The sequence below is a fragment of the Nonomuraea sp. NPDC049625 genome, from assembly GCF_040675285.1.
In the GTDB taxonomy this organism is placed as follows: Bacteria; Actinomycetota; Actinomycetes; order Streptosporangiales; family Streptosporangiaceae; genus Nonomuraea; species Nonomuraea angiospora_A.
Genome location: NZ_JBFAOQ010000035.1, coordinates 40,798 through 57,912, shown reverse-complemented (window position 1 = coordinate 57,912; position 17,115 = coordinate 40,798). Strand labels below are relative to the sequence as shown.

Below are 17,115 nucleotides of genomic sequence, written 5' to 3'. Positions count from 1 at the left end.
CCCGGATGTGAGGCGACGATGGAGACGGGAGCGCGGCTGGGGGACGGCGCCGGACCGGTCTAGTCATGGAACTGATAGGAGAAGGTCTCCTCATCCCGGTCGTCGAGCGGGCTGCCGCTCCACAACCACCGGTACGAGACGCCGGATTCGCCGTCGAAGCGCCGCAGCTTGTCGTCGCGGGCCCGCTGCTCGGGCCCATCGGGCAGGTGGTAGAGGGCCATGTTGCGCCAGGCCGCGTCCTGGACCATCCCGGCGCGCCTGGCGCGGCGCGACACATAGCGCATGAGCGCCGCCCGCACCCCCTCGACCGGGACGGCGCCGAGCTCCTCGGCGAGGACGGCCGCGTCCTCCATCGTCTGCGAGGCGCCTTGTGCCTGGTACGGCAGCATGGCGTGGCACGCGTCACCCAACAGGGCCACCTGCCCGTCCACCCACACCGGATCACGGCGGCGGTGGTACATGGCCCAGGCCGAGATGTCGCCTGCGGCCTTGGACAACATCAGGCCGACCCGCTCGTCCCAGCCGGGGAAGGCCTCGACCAGCTCGTCCACGGCGGCTGGAACGGTCCAAAGCTCCTCGACGCCGGGAGTGCAGGGCACGATCGCCACGACGTTGAGCCACTCGCCGCCGCGGATCAGGTAGTGGACCAGGTGCCGGTCCGGCCCGTACCAGATGGTGCTCTGGAAGCGGTCCACCAGCCACCGGGTCGCCGGATCGGCGGCGATCTTGTCTCCGGGGATGAGGACGCGGTAGGCCATCTCGCCGGAGAACCGCAGGGTGTCCGGCAGGCCCAGCGCGTCGCGCACTCTGGAACGGATGCCGTCGGCGCCGACCAGCACGTCGGTCTCGAACCGCCGGCCGTCGCCGACGACCGCGGCGGGCCGGGCGGGGTTCGTCCGGTCCACGGTCGTGACCTCGCACCCGGTGCGGACCTCCACGACGGGGCCGGGCCCGTCGTCCGCCACGCAGGCGTCGAGCAGTACTTTGTGCAGGTCGGCGCGGTGGTAATGCCAGTAGGGGGCGTTGTATTCCCGCTTGCAGAACTCGCCCAGCGGGGTCAGGCCGATGACGCTGCCGTCCTGCCAGCGCCGGCGCACCTGGTCCAGCGGCTCGGTGCGGATCTTCTCCAGCGCGGCGCGCAGGCCCAGCCCGATCAGGACCCGGCTGGCGTTCGGCGCGGTCTGGATGCCTGCCCCGGCCTCTCCCAGCTCGCTCGCCTGCTCCAGCACCGTGACCCGCAGGCCGCGCCGCCGCAGCGACAGCGCGGCGGTCAGCCCGCCGAGGCCGCCGCCGACGATCGTGACGTGGTACGACTGGCTCGCCGCCAACGCTCCTCCAGCCTCTCCTGATCGGGGCCGAAATTAATCCGAACACGGACGATCCACGGAAAGCAAGAGGTGGGGGAGGATATAACTCCAGTGAGACGAGGAACTGACGTCCCCCGCCGGGCGCTTCACTCGCCGGCCGTGAGCCCTTCCCACCGGGCGGCGAGGGCCGTCATCTCGCGCAGCACCCGTTCCCGCTCGGCCGGCGAGTAGCCCTTCAGCAGCTGCTCGTCGAGCTCCCGGGCCCGCTTACCGACCTCGGCCAGCCGCCGGGACCCCTTCTCGGTCAGATGCAGCAGCTTGCGCCGGCCGTCATGCGGCGCCGTGTGCCGGACGATCAGCCCGTTGTCCTCCAGCCGGCGGACGACGTCGGCCATCGTGGACCGGTCGAGCGCCACCGACGAGGCCAGCGAGCCCTGATCGACGCCCGGATGGTGGTCGACCGCGGTGAGGACGGCGAACTGGGGGCCCGTCAGGACGGGGTCGACCACGCGGGTCCACAGGGCCACGTACGACTGGTGGAGCCGCCGGGCCACGTAACCGGGTGCCGCGAGAAGCGCCTGAGGGGTGGTGATCCCCTCTCCGCGGCTGCCCCTTATCGCCGGCTTGCCCGATTCATGCGCCATGGGCCTACCTAATCATGACCCTGCGGCCGGCGGCCTGGCCGTCGCCTCAGAGCGCCACCGTGCGGAAGCCCGCGTTGCCCATGCTGGAGTCGGGCGTGTTCGACGATCTGGCGGCGTTGCGGTAGCGGTTGCAGTAGGAGTCGTGGCACAGGTACGAGCCGCCGCGCAGGACCCGGAGCCTCGGGGCGACCCGGGAGCGCGGGTCGTGGACCCGCTCGCGGGCCCGTTTGGCGTACGCCCGCGGGTCGAACGGGTCGTCGCACCACTCCCAGACGTTGCCCACGGTCTGCCAGAGCCCGAACCCGTTCGGGCGGTAGGCGCGCACGGGCGCGGTGCCCGGCCAGCCGTCCTCGGCGGTGTTGCGGTCGGGAAAGGAGCCCTGCCAGATGTTGGCCTGCCAGTCGCCCCGCGCGTCGAGGAGGTCGTCGCCCCAGGGATAGCGGGCGCCTTCGAGGCCGCCGCGTGAAGCGCGTTCCCATTCGGCCTCGGTGGGCAGGCGCCGCCCGGCCCAGGCGCAGTAGGCCTGGGCGTCGTTCCAGGTCACGTGCACGACGGGATGATCTTCACGGTCGAGCGGGTCGGAGCCGGGGCCTTCCGGATGCCTCCAGCTCGCGCCTTCGACGGCGAGCCACCAGGGAGCGCGCGGCGAGCTGCCGATGACGTCCGCCCGCGGGTGGACCAGCGTGTGGAAGACCGCCGACATCCCCACGAGCTCCGCCTCGGTGCGATAGCCCGTGTCGCCGGTGAAGCGGGCGAAGTCGGCGTTGGTGACGGTGGTCGCGTCGATGTCGTAGGCGTCGAGCGTCACCTCGTGCACCGGCGACTCGCCGTCCCCGGCCAGGCCGTCGCCGAAGGGGTCGCCCATGCGGAAGGCGCCGGCCTCGACGCGGCACTGCTCGATCAGGTGGGCGCCGCGCCCGGCGGGAATCGGCTCGCGGCCCGGGGTGGCCGCCAGGTTCGGCATGCAGCAGGAAGAGGGGTCGGACCTATCGACAGAGGGTGACACTTGTGTCATGGTATCACCGTTCCACTTGTGGCACGGTTAACTCCGTTACAACGACGGGCACATTTGATGAAGCTTGAGATTCTGCTGCTCGGCGCGCTGCTCCATCGCCCCAGCACCGGCTATGAGCTGAAGAGGTTCTTCGACACGCACGGCCGGTTCATGCGCTCGAACACGACCATGAGCCAGGCGTACCGGACGCTGTCGGCGATGGAGGAGCGCGGCTGGGTCGAGCACACGATCGAGGAGCGCGCCGGGGCGAGCAACGCCAAGCGCTACCACGTGACCGAAGAGGGCCACACGGTCTTCACCGACTGGCTGACGCGCCCGTACAACCCGCCCACGCGCTTCCAGGACCCTGACCTGTACGCGCGGCTGGGCAGTGCCGGGTTCATGACGGTCGAGCAGGTGATCGGCATCCTCGACGTCGAGATCAACACCCGGGTGGCGGAGGTCGCGCGGTACCGCCACCGTGACCGCAGCCGGTTCGACGAGCCGCCTCGGGGCTACGACGCCGAGCTCGGAGGCCAGATGGACGAGTGGCTCCACCGGCGCGGGGCCGAGGCGATGGACCGCCACATCGCCTCGCTCATCGAGCTGCGCCGGCGGCTCCTCGACGGAGAGCCGATCAACGCAGATCACGCCGAGGAGGCGACGCGATGAGAGCCATCATCCTCATGTTCGACAGCCTGAACAGGCACATGCTCGCCCCTTACGCCGACACCTTCGTCGACGCGCCCAACTTCGCGCGGCTGGCGGCCAAGGCCGTGACGTTCGACAACTTCTACGCCGGGTCGCTGCCGTGCATGCCGGCGCGGCGTGAGATGCACACCGGCCGGTACAACTTCCTGCACCGCAGCTGGGGCCCGCTGGAGCCGTTCGACGACTCGATGCCGGAGCTGCTCAAGCGGGCGGGCGTGCACACGCACCTGGTCTCCGACCATCCGCACTACTGGGAGGACGGCGGCGCGACCTACCACACCCGCTACAGCACCTGGGAGTTCTTCCGGGGCCAGGAGGGCGACCCGTGGAAGGGCGTGGTCGCCGACGACGGCGGCCCGGCGAGCCCGTACGGGGCGATGAAGCGGCAGGACGTGATCAACCGCACGTACATGCCGACCGAGGCCGAGCACTCGCAGACCCTGACCGTCGACGCCGGTCTGCACTTCCTGGAGACCAACGCCGACGCCGACCGGTGGTTGTTGCAGATCGAGCTGTTCGACCCCCATGAGCCGTTCTTCACCCACCAGCACTACAAGGACCGCTACCCGCACGACTATGACGGGCCCGCGTTCGACTGGCCGCCGTATCAGAAGGTGCTGGAGCCGCAGGGGCAGGTCGAGCACGCCCGCCTGGAGTACGCCGCGCTGGTGTCGATGTGTGACCGCTCGCTCGGCCGGGTGCTGGACTTCATGGACGAGCACGCCCTGTGGGACGACACCCTGCTCGTCGTCAACACCGACCACGGCTTCCTGCTGGGCGAGCACGGCTGGTGGGCCAAGTCGGTGATGCCGTGGTTCAACGAGCTGGTGCATCTGCCGATGTTCCTGTGGGACCCGCGGACCGGCGGGCGGGACCGGCGGCGGGGTGAGCTGGCGCAGACCATCGACATCGCGCCGACCGTGCTGCGCTACTTCGGCCAGGAGCCCACCCCTGACATGCAGGGCGCGGACCTCGCCCAGGACGGGCCGCTGCGGGAGGGCGCGCTGTTCGGCATCCACGGCGGGCACGTGAACGTCACCGACGGCCGCTACGTCTACATGCGCGCGGGCAGGGAGGCGGCCAACGGGCCGCTGGAGGAGTTCACGCTCATGCCCACCCACATGCGCAGCAGGTTCTCGGTGGCGGAGCTGCGGGACTGGGAGCCGGCCGAGCCGTTCGCCTTCACCAAGGGCCTGCGCACGATGCGGATGCCCGCCTCCCCGAGCTGGATGAACCCGTGGCAGCACGGCACCCTGCTGTTCGACCTGCACGAGGACCCGGCGCAGCAGAGCCCGATCGTGGACGACGACGTGGAGCTGCGGATGATCGAGCTGCTGCGCCGTCTCATGGTCGAGACCGACGCCCCGCCCAGCCAGTTCGAGCGCCTGGGCATCCCGCGCGAGGGCGAGGTCACCCGCGAGCACCTGCTGGTCCGCGAGCAGCGCGAACGCGCGGCGGCCGTCGCCGTGCCGCTGCCCGCGGGCGCGGAGTTCCAGGCTCCGGCCCTGCTCCGCGCGCCCCTCCTGGAGCTGCTGGGCGTCACCGGCGCCAAGGACGTCCTCGCGCAGGAGGCCCCGGCCCTGGTCCAGTCGGAGCTGCTCGCCGCCCCCGCCCCCATGAGCCTGCTGGACCTCGCCCGTCTCGGCTTCGTACCCGCCGCGGTCCTGCGCCGCATCGACGAGCAGTTCGGCCTTCTTACGGCAACACCCGCCGCCTCGATCGACTGAGGCGACGGTCTCTCTATCGCAACACTGCAGACAGGGGCACCGCATGGATGCCAGCGCCTCCACCGCGTCCGTACAGCCAGGAGCGGCTCAGGCCGCCAACGTCCCCCATCGCTGGCGCAATCTCGCCGTCCTTTCCGGCGTGAGCGTCGTCGACAACACCGAAGCCGGTCTCATCAACACCGTCTTCCCCACGCTCGCGGCCGCGCTCCGGCTCAACAGCGGTCATCTCGGCATCATCGCGGCGCTCGGCAAGATCGCCAGTGTTCCGGCCGGCCCGTTCTGGGTGTGGCTGTCCAGCAAGATCGGCCGTCGTGGCGCGCTGGTCGCCACGACGGTGACCGGCGGCCTGTTCGGCATCGCCGCCGGTTTCTCCCAGAACTTCGTCCAGCTCCTCATCTGCTGCACCCTCATGTCCGCCGCGGTGATCGGCGGCTCGCCCATCGCCATGGCCGTCATCGCCGACTCCTTCGCCGACGAGCAGCGGGCCCGGGCGAACGGGATCTTCTTCGGTACGCTCCAGCTCGCCGCCATCGTCCTCGCGCCCGTCATGGCCGTCTTCGTCGGACTCGAGGACGGCTGGCGCTGGGCGCTGTGGACCCTCGGCGGCGTCTGCATCGTCGCCGGGTTCGTCGTCGCCGCCTTCTTCGCGGATCCGGGCATCGGATCCTCCGAGAAGCAGCTCGCCGACCTCGCCAACGAGGACCGGACGAAGGCGAAGGTCACCGTCGCCTCCGTGGCCGGCCTGTTCCGCATCCCCACGTACACCGTGATGATGGTGAGCCGGCTCCTGTCGGGCCACCTGCTGATCGCCATCTTCGGCGTGCAGTTCCTGGTCACCGAGCGCGGCATCGACAACGCCACCGCCATCCTGGTGGCGCTCCCGTTCGGCATCGGCTACAGCGTCGCCACGCTGAGCGCAGGCTTCATCCTGCCCCGGCTCGACCGGCTCATGCCGAGCAGGGGACGCGTCCTAGTCCTGCAACTGGCCCAGATCCTGTTCGCCGTCATCGCCTTCTTCGGCACGCAGTTCCGGTACGAGACGATCGCCGCCTACGCGGTCTTCTGGGCCCTGCTGGGCGCCTGTCAGGGCCTGAACCCGCCGGTCAACCGGCCCATCGTGGCCGGCGTCGTGCTGCCGGAGCTGCGCGGGCAGGCGTACGCGATCTGGCTGACGGTGTTCGAGACGATCGCCTGGGCGCTGTTCTCGCTCCTGGCCGGCTCGCTGGCGGCGACGCTCGGCATCCAGGGCGTGTTCCTGTGGGTGCTGGTCATCCTGATGATCGTCAACGGCCTCCTGCTCTCCGTCCTGTACGTCACCTACCCGCGCGACACCGCCCGGATCGGGCAGCAGCTCGAACTCCGTCGCCGGCAGGCGCTGGCGGACTGACGCCCGGTCACGACGTCTCCCGGTGAACCACACTGGCCCAGACGCCGGGCTCGGCCGGGGGCGTGTCCTCGACCCCGAGGGCGTGGAGCGCGCGATGGGCGGCGTACCTGCCCAAACCCGCCACATCCACGCGCACGCTCGTCAGCGCGGGCACCAGCAGCCGTGCCAGGGGACTGTCGTCGTGCCCGACCACCGCGAGGCGGCCGGGCAGGGCGATCCCCGCGCGCACGGCCGCCCCCACGACGGCGGCGGCGATGTCGTCGTTGTAGGCGATCACCCCGGTGACGCCGGAGTCCACCCAGTCCCGTACGGCATCGGCCGCGGAGCCGTCCTCGTCGGAGACCGTCCGCACGTCGGCGATCTCGAGGCCGAGCTCCGCGGCGCGCGCCCGCGCCAGGGAGGCGCGCAGGCCGGCGAGCAGCTCCAGGCGCGGCTCGCCCGTGCGGGCGACGGCCACCCGGGCGTGGCCGCGCTCGTGGAGATGCTCCACCTGGAGGGCCGGCCCGGCCCGCAGGGACGGCACCTCGTGCAGCTCGGAGGGCTCACCGCCGCCGAAAAGCAGCCGCGCGCCCGCCTCCCGGCGCAGGACGTCGAGGTCGTCGCGGGGGAGGGGGACGACCGGGACGACGAGGTCGGGGTCGAGCGTCTCCCACAGCGGGCGGGAACGGCCGCCCGCGTGCCGGGTCCAGGTCACCAGCGAGTAGCCGGCGCGGTCCAGGACGAGGGTCGCCTCCTCCAGGTAGCGGCGCAGGCTGTGCTCCACCGGCCAGTCGGGCAGGATGAACAGGACGATGCGGTTGCTGCCCCGGGCGAGCGCCTGGGCGGCGGCGTGCGGCCGGTAGCCCAGGCGCGCGGCCTCGGCCAGCACCTTGCGCCGGGTCGCCTCCGAGATCGTCTGGCCCGGGGTGTCGTTGATGACGAAGCCCACCGTGGCCCGGGAGATCCCCAGGGACCGCGCGATGTCGCTCGCCGTCACCCGTCGTTCCCGTCCGCCCATGGCCGCCCTCCCGTTTCCCCGACGACATGGCACTTGCGCGCGCTAGTGCCCCAAGGTTAGCGTCGCATCGCTGGCAGCTAGCGCGCGCTAGCTCCACTCATCCCGCAGGACAGGAAGGTCACGACATGACCGACGGACGACCCGTCGTCGAACGGCTCACGCTCGAGGAGAAGGCGCGGCTCGTGTCCGGCGCCAGTTTCTGGACGACCGCGGAGGTGTCGCACGCGGGCGTGCCGGCCGCGCTGCTCACCGACGGCCCGCACGGCGTACGCCTGCAGCGCTCCGGCGTGGACCACCTCGGGCTCGCCGACAGCATGCCCGCCACGGCGTTCCCCACCGCGGCGGCACTGGGCTCGTCGTGGGACGACGGCCTCCTGCGCGAGGTCGGCGAGGCGCTCGCGGTCGAGGCCAGGGCGCTCGGCGTGGACGTGCTCCTCGGCCCGGGCGTCAACATGAAGCGCTCCCCGCTGTGCGGGCGCAACTTCGAGTATTTCGCCGAGGACCCGCTGCTGGCCGGCGTCATGGGCGCCGCGTGGGTCGCGGGCCTGCAGTCGCGCGGCGTCGGCGCGTCGGTCAAGCACTTCGCGGCCAACAACCAGGAGACCGACCGCATGCGCGTCAGCGCGGAGGTGGACGAGCGCACCCTGCGGGAGATCTACCTGCGCGCGTTCGAGCACGTCGTGCGCGAGGCTCGGCCGGCCACGATCATGTGCTCGTACAACCGGGTCAACGGCGTGTACGCCTCGGAGAACCCCTGGCTGCTCACCACGGTCCTGCGCGAGGAGTGGGGCTTCGACGGCTACGTGGTCTCCGACTGGGGCGCGGTGCACGACCCGGCCGCCGCCGTCCGGTCCGGCCTGGACCTGGAGATGCCGGGTACCGGGGGCCGCAGCGCCGCCGCCGTCGTCGCGGCCGTGCGCGCCGGCGAGCTCAGCGAAGAGGTCCTGGACGTCGCCGTGGAACGCCTGGTGAGCACCCACGACCGGCTGCGGCAGGGGCGCGCGGACGCCGCGCCCGACTTCGACGCGCACCACGCGCTCGCCCGCCGCGTCGCGGCGGAGTGCGCGGTCCTGCTGAAGAACGACGGCGGCCTGCTCCCGCTGGACCCGGAGTCAGGCGGCCCGATCGCGGTGCTGGGCGAGTTCGCGCGCACCCCGCGCTACCAGGGCGCCGGCAGCTCCCTCATCAACCCGACCCGGCTCGACGACGCCCTGACGGCGATCCGCGCCGCCACCTCGCGCGAGGTCGCGTTCGCGCCGGGGTTCCGTCTCGACGGGACGCCCGACGCCGTCCTGCTCGCCGAGGCGGTGGAGGCGGCTCGCGGCGCCGCCGCGGTGCTGCTGTTCCTCGGCGAGCCGTCGGAGGCCGAGTCCGAGGGCTTCGACCGCGAGGACCTCGACCTGCCGGAGGCGCAGATCCGGCTGCTCGAGGCGGTGGCCGCGGTCAACCCCTCGGTCGCGGTCGTGCTGAGCAACGGCGGCGTCGTGCTGACCGGCCCGCTCACCGAGCACGCGGCCGCCCTGCTGGAGATGTGGCTGGCGGGCCAGGCGGGCGGCGGCGCCGCGGCCGACCTGATCTTCGGGCACGCCGACCCCTCCGGCCGGCTGGCGGAGACCGTCCCGCACCGGCTGTCCGACACGCCCGCGCACGTCAACTGGCCGGGCTCGGAGGGGCAGGTGCTCTACGGGGAGCGCCTCTACATCGGCTACCGCTGGTACGACCGCACCGGGCGGGACGTGGCCTTCCCGTTCGGGTTCGGGCTGTCGTACACCACGTTCGCCTGCTCCGACCTGGCCGTGCACGTCCCCGACCCGGCCCGGCCCGAGGCCCGCGTCGAGGTCACGGTGACGAACACCGGCACGCGGGAGGGCGCCGAGGTCGTGCAGGTGTACGTCAGCGATCCCGTCGCCGGCGTGGACCGTCCCGAACGCGAGCTGCGCGGCTTCCGCAAGGTCCGCCTGGCCCCCGGCGAGAGCGCCCGCGTGGTGATCGAGCTCGACGCCCGGGCCTTCAGCTACTGGAGCACCCGGCACGGGCAGTGGGTGGCCGAGCCGGGCGAGTACGGTGTGCACGTCGGCAGCTCCTCCCGCGACCTGCCCCTGGAGCAGCGCATCCACCTGGACGTCGAGTCGCCGCGGGCCGCGCTCACGGCCGACAGCACGCTTCAGGAATGGCTGGCCCATCCCCAGGGCAGGAAGATCGTCGAGGAGACCCTGCTGAAGGCCGCGGACGGTGAGAAGAGCTTCTTCACCGACCCGGCCAGCCAGGCGCTGATCGCCCAGATCCCGCTGGCGACCCTCCTCAGCATGGGCGCCTCCCAGGGCGGGCAGCAGCCGCCGGCCATGGACGACCTGCTGCGGATGGCGAACTCCGAGACCCCGGCGAGCTGAGCGGACGGCCTGCCGCGCGGTGACGGTCGCCGCGCGGCTCAGGAGTTCAGGACGCGTCCCGCGAAGGAGCGGAAGCGGCCGACCAGGTCGACGTTGTCAGGGTCGAGCAGCCACTGCGGCTGCAGCCCGTCGGCCATCGCGACGAGCTGGTCGGCGAGCTCCTCGTGGTCCGTCTCCGGGTCGAGGTGCCCGGCCTCGGCCCCCGTGGCCGGGCTCATCGCTTGACCGGGACCGGCTTCCAGGCGGTGACGCCCAGGAGGTCCGTGGAGCCGAGGTCGAAGAGGCCGCTGACGCGCTCCCTGCCGGAGCCGGTGGTGACGACGAGCGTGGCGCCGACCGCGGGCGGACGGGTGGTGCCGCCGTAGGTGTTGCGCCACGCCAGGGTGAAGGCGGCCGATCGGCCCGGCCGTACGGTCACCGCCTTCGGCCCGGGATCCTTGATGGCGGTGGTGACCTGCCGGGCGCCCCGGTCGATCTTCACCTTCAGCGGCTCGCCGTCCTCGTCCAGGAGCCGGACGCGCGGGTACCCCTCGACCTGCCGCACCGTGTCGCCGCAGTTGGTGAGCGTCACTGTCTGGACGCGCAGCCCCATCGCGGCATCGGGCGGTTCGGCGTACAGGAGCAGTCCCGAGCCGGCGCAGGACGGGGTCGGGGGCGGGGACCACACCGTCGGCGGCGGCTGGACCAGGGGGTGGCCGGGCGGGAGACCCGTCGCCGTGGGACGCGCCGGCGCGGCCCCGGCGCCGGGAGCCTGCGTGCCGCAGCCGGCGAGGCAGATCAGGGCGGCGGCGACGACGCAGACGCGCGCGGCGGGCGGGAGGATCATCGGCATCATTCTGCCGGGGAAACCCGATGCCGCGGTCGTCCGGGCGGCGCGGGCCTCCTGCCCGCGCCCCACCAGCGCGTCGCCGCCCAGGTTCGCCCGGATGCGCTCGGACTTCGGCGTGGGAGAGAGGGACGGTGACCAGGTCCGCCTCGGGGAAGTCGGCGACAACCCCGAGGACAAGGGCGCGGGCCATCCGGTTGTCCGGGGTCAGTCCACGGCGGTGTCCCATGCTTCCTGACGTACCTCCAGGTGCGGGGAGGCGCGCAGGTCACGGAGGAGGTCCCGCCACGGGGCCGCCCACTCGGTGCGCTGCCCTCCCGACTGGGTGAGCATGAGCGCGAACAGGCCGCCGGACAGGTCACCGCGGCCGGCCAGACGCCGGGCCGCGGGCAGCGCGACCGCGATCGGCAGCGGCGGCCGCCGTCCGTACTCGCCGAACAGCTCCGAGACGGCCTTGCCGGCCGTCCGGGCGGCGAGCACCGGCCGGTCCGCGAGCAGGTCGGCCAGGGCGCACAGGGCGTCGGCGAGTTCGTCCCCGTCCGTTTCCCTGGGGATCAGGGCCACGCCCAGCTCGGCCACCTGGGGCAGCAGGAGAGGCTGGGTGGCGAGCACGTCCATCGCGTCCCGGGCGAGCCGCCGCCGCCACGGCTCCGGCTCCTCCTCCAAGGGCCCGGCCAGTCTCCGGGCGATGGTGTCCACGCGTTGCCTGGCCGGTGTCCGCAGGCCCTCCCCGGGTACGGCGGCGGCCAGCCTGGCCAGGACGTCCAGCGCCTGGGACCGGATCGACCCGGCCCGCAGCAGCCCCAGGAACACCGCCATGCCCTCCCCGGTCGTCCCCGGATCGGCCACGGCCTCGATGATCTCGTCGAAGCCGCCCCGGTACCAGTGCGCCCACACGGCGAACGCCTTCGACCCGCGGAAACTCACCCCGGGCAGGTCGGCGGCCATGAGGAGGCGCCGTACCAGGTCCGCGTAACGGGGGCGGGCGGCGGGGGCGTACTCCATCGGGTGGGCCTGGAAGAGCGTGCGCAGCATCGGCTCGCCGGCGTGCGGGCCGGCGGCGTCGCCGAGCGCGTCCAGGGTCCGCGGGTCCTCGGGGATCGTGCGCAGCACCGAGGCGAGGGCGACCCGTACGTCCCGGTGCAGCCCCGGGTCCGCCCACGCCCGCAGCAGCACGTCCACCGCGCCGGGCGGGCGGTTGCGGCCCAGCTGGCGGGCGGCCAGCTTGCGCAGCGTCACCTTGCTGCCGGGAGCGGTCAGCGCCTCCTCCAGCAGCGGCCCGAGCAGGGACGGGGGTGTCGAACGGCAGCAGCGGGCCAGCGCGGCCACCGCGACGCGGGAGGCCGGGCCGCCGGCGTGGCCCACGAGCACGGGCACCGCGCGGGCGGGCTCACCGGCGTGCGCCATGGCCGTGACGGCGGCTTCGGCCAGCATCGTCTCCTCCCGGCCCGCCCATGCGGCGAGGAGGTCCAGCCCGCCGCCGATCCGGCCGGTCGCCCGGACGGCGGCCAGCCGCGCGGCGATGGGCAGCCCTTCGTCGTGGACGGCGACGGTGAGCTCGGCGCGGACCCTTTCGCGCTGGGCGGGCGTCCATCGACCGGCGTCGCCGCCGTCGACCCGGGGCACCCACGCGGGGTCCGCGAAACGGCCGCTGCGGTGGCCGTCCAGGAGGGGGAGGAGGAGGTCGGTACGACGCCGGGCCACGGTCCGCCAGACGGCGGGCAGCGTCACGGCGGACGCGTCCTCCCGCACAAGCCAGAGCACCCGCTCCTCCCGCACGCTCCCGCTTCCTCCTGACCGCCCCTCCTGCTCGATCCTGAGGTCGCTCGACCGCTCCGGCGCTTGCACCCCAGAGGCGGCTGCGGCACGAGTCGTCCGCAGGCGGCGACGAGGACGGTTCAGCCACAAGCCGGCAGCCTCGCGGGCCAGCGCCTCCGGTGCCGTGCGGATGGCGGCGCGCAGGTCGTCCTGGAGTTCGGCGAGCGCCCATGAACGGCGGCCGAGCACGTGGGCGAGGGCCACGGCCAGGGTGAAGTCCTCCCGCTCGCGTGCGGCACGAAGGTGCGGACGCAGCACCGCCAGTAGATCGTGCTCCTGACCCGCGCGCAGCACCCGGTCCAGGCGGTGCGACTCCGCGACCGGGCCATGGGTGCGGTAGCGGCGGCGGCGAACGGGGGAGGGCCGGGGCTCCCGCGCGGACAGGCCGCTCGCGCCGTGCCGCGCCACGAGCCTCCCGTACGTGCCCAGCGCCCACGCCGTCAGCGCCGGCGCGGTGGCCGGGTCGTGGTGCCGCAGGACCCGGCCGGCCAGGCTCCGCAGCTCGTCCTGGGTGGCGAGGGAGGAGTCCGGGGCCTCGACGGCGTCCGCGGAGATGCGCTCCAGCGTCCCCGCGCAGGAGTCGTCGAGCAGCGCGGGCGGGACCTCCCGCAGAGCGGCCAGCAGACCCCGGCGGAGCGGGTCCTGTTCGCTGGCGGTGCGCAGGGCCAGGTCGGCGAGGAGCGCGTGGAGCGCCGCCCGGTCCCGGGTCCGGGCCGTGCACTGGATCAGCAGCGTCCTGGCCAGCCCGCGGCGTCGGGGGTCCCCGGCCACGGCGGCCTCGCGCAGCGGGCCGACGGCCTCCTCATAGGGCAGGTAGGAGGTGAGCTTCAGCGGGATGTCCGGATTGTCCAGGCGGGAACGGGGCGAGTGCCACACCGACTCGTGCCAGGCCAGCATGCGCCTCGCCTCGGCCGCCGCCGACTCCGGAGGCAGCCATCTGAGGAACCGCATGGCCCACAGCCCGGTGGAACCGCCCCTCCGCGCGGCGACCGCCTCGAAGATCGCGGCCCGGCGGGCGGGCGGCAGCGAGGGCAGCACCGGGTCGAGCCGGTGTTCGGACGAGGCCAGACGCAGGATCTCCGGGTCCGATCCCGACCGCAGGTGGCGGAGCACCGCTTTCGCCGGCCCCTCCCAGCCGGTCGCCACGGGGTCGGCGAACAACGTCCCGGCTCGCGCGGCATCCACCCTGAACAGCGCGTTCACGACCGGGGCGGGCAGGCCGCGGAGGCTGTGACGCAGGTCGTGCCGTTCCAGCAGAGCCAGCATGCGGGCCGGCTCGGCGAGGGCCGCGAGCATCACGCCCGCCCCGCGGCGGCGCCACCAGCTCCACGCGTGAACGCCACCCGCCAGCTCCTGCTCGGCCACCGCCATGATCGCGCCCGGGTGCCGTTTGGCCAGCGCCGTCCAGGACGTCACCGCGTGGGCGACGTCCGGCAGCCATCGCGCGACGGTCTCGGCACCGCAGGCCGGCAGCAGCGCCGCCGCCTCGCGCGCCCCCCATCGCGCGTGGACGTCCGGCAGGAGCGCTTCGGCCAGCGCCTGCCGGCGGCCGAGCGCCAGCGTGCGATACAGCGCGAACCGCAGCTCGGCAGGGGCGTCCTCGAACGCCGCGGCCACCGCCGGATCCGGCACGGGCAGGGTCCGCACCGCACGCAGCGCCGCGCGCCGCAGCCCCATGTCCGGCCTGGCGAGAACCTCCCGGACGTGATCGAGGTCGCGCGCCGCCATGGCCACGTGCAGCGCCGTACGCCGGGCGTACCGATCCCGCGCGGACAGCTCGTCCAGGAGGACGCGCAGCTGGGAGGTGCCGGCCAGCCGGCGGGCGTGGAGCGCCAGAGCCCGCATGCGCCGCGGGTACGGCAGAGGCGCGAAACGCGCCAGCAAGGCATCGGCGGAGATGTCGAGGGCCGGCTCCTCGGCCGGCTCCATGGGCCTCAACGGGCCGGGCGGAGATCGCCCTTTCCACAAGTCATGCCGACGATACTGGCCGATCATCGCCTCGCCGCGCAACCCCGGCCGCTCAGGGAGAGCGGCGCGGCGGCCGAGGGGGAGGCGGTGAGCCACCTCGGCCGTGGTTCCGTGGACGCCGGCCCTTTCGCAGGAGACGGCGGCCGAGACGGGGTCAGCCCTCGGTGTCCGCGAGCTGGTCCTGGGCGGCCGGGTCCGGACGGTCATCGCGGGGCGGTGCGCAGCTCTGGCCGCAGCCGCCGAAGCGGGCCGTGTTCACCGGGGTGAAGTCCGCGGCCGGCACGTCCTCCAGCGCCGCCATCATGGTGTCCTTCCAGATCGGCCCGGGCACCGAGGCGCCCGCCACCGCGCCGAAGGTGCGGCCGCCGATCGTGACGCCGGTCAGCTTGTAGCGCTGGGAGCCGCGCGGGTCGCCCACGCTGACCGCCCCCGCCAGGTCGGGGGTGAACCCGGCGAACCAGGCCGTGGCGTACCCGTCCGTGGTGCCCGTCTTGCCCGCCGCCGGACGGCCGATGCCGCCGACGCCGCGCATCGTGCCCTTGGTGAACACCCCGGACAGGACGTGCGCGGTCGCGTCGGCCACCTCCGGGTCGAGGGCCTTGCGGCACGACGGCTCGAACGCGGTCGCCTTGCCCGTGCTCGCCTCCGTCACCTTGGTGATGACCATGGGCGCGCAGTACGTGCCGCGTGCCGCGACGGCCGCGTACGCGGTGGCCACGGTCACCGGGTCCATCTCGTTGATCCCGAGCGTGAACGTCTCGTACTCCTGCAGCGGCCCCCCGTCCGCCCGCCTGATGCCGAGCGACTTGGCCGTCTGCACCGTCTCGCACAGGCCGACCCGCTGCTCCAGCGCCATGAAGAACGTGTTCACCGACCCCCACGTACCGGTCGCGAGCGTCTTGAAACCGGGCGAACCCTCGTCGTTCGTGACCGTCCAGGACGGGATGCCCATGTTCTGGCCCTTGCAGTTCTTGAACGAGGCGTAGCCAGGGGCGGTGTAGGCGTTGGTCACGCTGATCCCGTCGTCGATCTTCATGCCCTGCGCCAGTGCCGTGATCAGCGTGAACGTCTTGAACGTCGAGCCCGCCTGGAAGCCGATCAACCCGCCGTGCCGCTTGTCCGCCACCGGGTTGTAGGAGATCTCGTTCCGCTTGGCCGAGCGGCCGTAGGGGCGGCTGGCCGCCATCGCCTTGATCTCGCCGGTGCCCGGCTTGACCAGCGCCTCGGCGGCGACGGGGTGGTCCGAGGCGAACACGTGCTTCCTGATCGCCGTCTCCGCCGCCCGCTGCGCCTTCGGGTCCAGGGTCGTGTAGATCTTCAGGCCGCCGCGGGCGAAGCGCTGCTTCCTGGCCTGATCGGTCCTGCCGAAGGCGGGGCTGGTGAGCAGCTCATGACGTACGTATTCGCAGAAGTAGGGATAGCGGCTGACCTGGCAGCCATTGGGCGCCTCGACGCCCTTGTAGCCGAGTTTCGCCGCCTTGGCGCGCGCCGCCTGATCCGGCGTGATCCGGCCGAGTTGCGCCATCCGGTCCAGCACCACGTTCCGGCGCTCCAGCAGCAGCTTGCGGGGCTGCTTGCCGAGCCCGGGGTCGGTCCTGTTGGGGTTCTGGACGGCACCGGCCAGGGTCGCCGCCTGGGTCAGGTTGAGGTCGGCGGCCGAGACGCCGAAGAAGCGCCGCGCCGCCGCCTCCACGCCGTTGGCGCCCGCGCCGAAATAGGCGATGTTCAGATACCGGCGGAGAATCTCGTCCTTGGAGTACTTCTCCTCGACGCCCATCGCGTACCGCAGCTCCTTGAGCTTGCGCGCGTAGCTGGCCTCCAGCGCCTTGTTCTTGCCCTCCTCGGTGTCGGCCGAGTTCAGCAGGACCTGCTTGACGTACTGCTGGGTGATCGACGAGCCGCCCTGGGCGATGCCGCCCGAGCTGAGGTTCTTGGCCAGGGCCCGGGCGGTGCCCTCCAGGTCGAGCGCGCCGTGCTCGTAGAAGCGGTAGTCCTCGATGGCGACGATCGCCGTCTTCATCACGTCCGCGATCTGGTCCAGCCGCACTTCCTTGCGGTTCTCGGCGTAGAACTGGGCGATGCGGTCGCCCTCGGCGTCGTACACGACGGAGGTCTGGGCCAGGGGCGGCTCTTCGAGCTGGGCGGGCTTGAGATCAAGCATCTCGGTGGCCGAGACGAACAGGGAGCCTGTGCCGCCCACGGTGGGCAGCGCGATCGCGGCGACCACCGTGCCGGCGGCCACGGCCGCTCCGGTCAGGCGGGCAAGGCTCCACAAGAGGCTCGAAGGGGACATGGGCGTCATGACAGCACAGAGCCGTTCGCGCTGTCCAAGACTGATATGCCTTG

At 72.9% G+C, this 17,115-nt stretch carries 12 protein-coding genes; 4 read left to right on the top strand and 8 right to left on the bottom strand.

Translation table 11 applies throughout. The features are described 5' to 3' along the window. Positions 1 to 59: 59 nt before the first annotated feature. From AB0J87_RS62120 to AB0J87_RS62110, 3 genes are all read right to left on the bottom strand, one after another. Positions 60 to 1,328 carry an FAD-dependent oxidoreductase gene (locus AB0J87_RS62120; RefSeq protein WP_363985117.1) on the bottom strand — a complete coding sequence of 423 codons (1,269 nt, stop codon included), beginning with the start codon at positions 1,326 to 1,328 and terminating at the stop codon, positions 60 to 62. 125 nt (positions 1,329 to 1,453) lie between these two features. Continuing rightward, the gene (locus AB0J87_RS62115) at positions 1,454 to 1,951 is read right to left on the bottom strand and encodes a MarR family winged helix-turn-helix transcriptional regulator (RefSeq protein WP_363985115.1); all 498 of its coding nucleotides are present in this window, start codon (positions 1,949 to 1,951) and stop codon (positions 1,454 to 1,456) included. 46 nt (positions 1,952 to 1,997) lie between these two features. Beyond that, positions 1,998 to 2,957 (bottom strand): formylglycine-generating enzyme family protein, encoded by a 960-nt coding sequence (locus tag AB0J87_RS62110; protein WP_363985113.1) that lies wholly within the window; start codon positions 2,955 to 2,957, stop codon positions 1,998 to 2,000. Positions 2,958 to 3,023: 66 nt separating this feature from the next. Between AB0J87_RS62110 and AB0J87_RS62105 the strand changes: the two genes are divergently transcribed. Genes AB0J87_RS62105 through AB0J87_RS62095 form a run of 3 tightly spaced genes read left to right on the top strand, consistent with a single transcriptional unit; the run spans position 3,024 to position 6,770 of the window. Then, entirely contained in the window at positions 3,024 to 3,617 is a 594-nt protein-coding gene (locus tag AB0J87_RS62105; protein ID WP_363985111.1) for a PadR family transcriptional regulator, read from the top strand. Beyond that, positions 3,614 to 5,383, top strand: a complete 1,770-nt coding sequence (locus AB0J87_RS62100; protein WP_363985109.1) for a sulfatase — start codon at positions 3,614 to 3,616, stop codon at positions 5,381 to 5,383. The genes AB0J87_RS62105 and AB0J87_RS62100 overlap by 4 nt, the downstream gene beginning before the upstream one ends. 43 nt (positions 5,384 to 5,426) lie before the next feature. Further along, entirely contained in the window at positions 5,427 to 6,770 is a 1,344-nt protein-coding gene (locus tag AB0J87_RS62095) for an MFS transporter (protein ID WP_363985107.1), read from the top strand. Between the two features lie 7 nt (positions 6,771 to 6,777). Here AB0J87_RS62095 and AB0J87_RS62090 read toward each other — a convergent pair whose 3' ends face one another. Further along, positions 6,778 to 7,767 carry a LacI family DNA-binding transcriptional regulator gene (locus AB0J87_RS62090; RefSeq protein WP_363985105.1) on the bottom strand — a complete coding sequence of 330 codons (990 nt, stop codon included), beginning with the start codon at positions 7,765 to 7,767 and terminating at the stop codon, positions 6,778 to 6,780. Between the two features lie 125 nt (positions 7,768 to 7,892). Between AB0J87_RS62090 and AB0J87_RS62085 the strand changes: the two genes are divergently transcribed. After that, entirely contained in the window at positions 7,893 to 10,157 is a 2,265-nt protein-coding gene (locus tag AB0J87_RS62085) for a glycoside hydrolase family 3 C-terminal domain-containing protein (RefSeq protein WP_363985103.1), read from the top strand. A 38-nt stretch (positions 10,158 to 10,195) separates the two neighbouring features. On the opposite strand, the gene AB0J87_RS62080 is transcribed toward AB0J87_RS62085, so the two are convergent. The 4 genes from AB0J87_RS62080 to AB0J87_RS62065 all read right to left on the bottom strand — a co-directional run bounded on the left by AB0J87_RS62080 (position 10,196) and on the right by AB0J87_RS62065 (position 17,062). Further along, complete coding sequence (locus tag AB0J87_RS62080; protein WP_363985101.1) at positions 10,196 to 10,375, bottom strand: TetR family transcriptional regulator C-terminal domain-containing protein; 180 nt, start codon at positions 10,373 to 10,375, stop codon at positions 10,196 to 10,198. After that, positions 10,372 to 10,983 carry a DUF4232 domain-containing protein gene (locus tag AB0J87_RS62075; RefSeq protein WP_363985099.1) on the bottom strand — a complete coding sequence of 204 codons (612 nt, stop codon included), beginning with the start codon at positions 10,981 to 10,983 and terminating at the stop codon, positions 10,372 to 10,374. The genes AB0J87_RS62080 and AB0J87_RS62075 overlap by 4 nt, the downstream gene beginning before the upstream one ends. Positions 10,984 to 11,190: 207 nt before the next feature. After that, entirely contained in the window at positions 11,191 to 14,730 is a 3,540-nt protein-coding gene (locus AB0J87_RS62070; RefSeq protein WP_363985097.1) for a hypothetical protein, read from the bottom strand. A gap of 193 nt (positions 14,731 to 14,923) precedes the next feature. Next, entirely contained in the window at positions 14,924 to 17,062 is a 2,139-nt protein-coding gene (locus tag AB0J87_RS62065; RefSeq protein ID WP_363985095.1) for a transglycosylase domain-containing protein, read from the bottom strand. Between the last annotated feature and the right edge of the window lie 53 nt (positions 17,063 to 17,115).

Coding starts and splice junctions, on each gene's coding strand:
- AB0J87_RS62095 (WP_363985107.1), top strand. CDS start 5,427: ATGGATGCCAGCGCCTCCACCGCGTCCGTACAGCCAGGAGCGGCTCAG.
- AB0J87_RS62115 (WP_363985115.1), bottom strand. CDS start 1,951: ATGGCGCATGAATCGGGCAAGCCGGCGATAAGGGGCAGCCGCGGAGAG.
- AB0J87_RS62080 (WP_363985101.1), bottom strand. CDS start 10,375: ATGAGCCCGGCCACGGGGGCCGAGGCCGGGCACCTCGACCCGGAGACG.
- AB0J87_RS62090 (WP_363985105.1), bottom strand. CDS start 7,767: ATGGGCGGACGGGAACGACGGGTGACGGCGAGCGACATCGCGCGGTCC.
- AB0J87_RS62105 (WP_363985111.1), top strand. CDS start 3,024: ATGAAGCTTGAGATTCTGCTGCTCGGCGCGCTGCTCCATCGCCCCAGC.
- AB0J87_RS62070 (WP_363985097.1), bottom strand. CDS start 14,730: ATGGAGCCGGCCGAGGAGCCGGCCCTCGACATCTCCGCCGATGCCTTG.
- AB0J87_RS62065 (WP_363985095.1), bottom strand. CDS start 17,062: ATGTCCCCTTCGAGCCTCTTGTGGAGCCTTGCCCGCCTGACCGGAGCG.
- AB0J87_RS62075 (WP_363985099.1), bottom strand. CDS start 10,983: ATGATCCTCCCGCCCGCCGCGCGCGTCTGCGTCGTCGCCGCCGCCCTG.
- AB0J87_RS62085 (WP_363985103.1), top strand. CDS start 7,893: ATGACCGACGGACGACCCGTCGTCGAACGGCTCACGCTCGAGGAGAAG.
- AB0J87_RS62100 (WP_363985109.1), top strand. CDS start 3,614: ATGAGAGCCATCATCCTCATGTTCGACAGCCTGAACAGGCACATGCTC.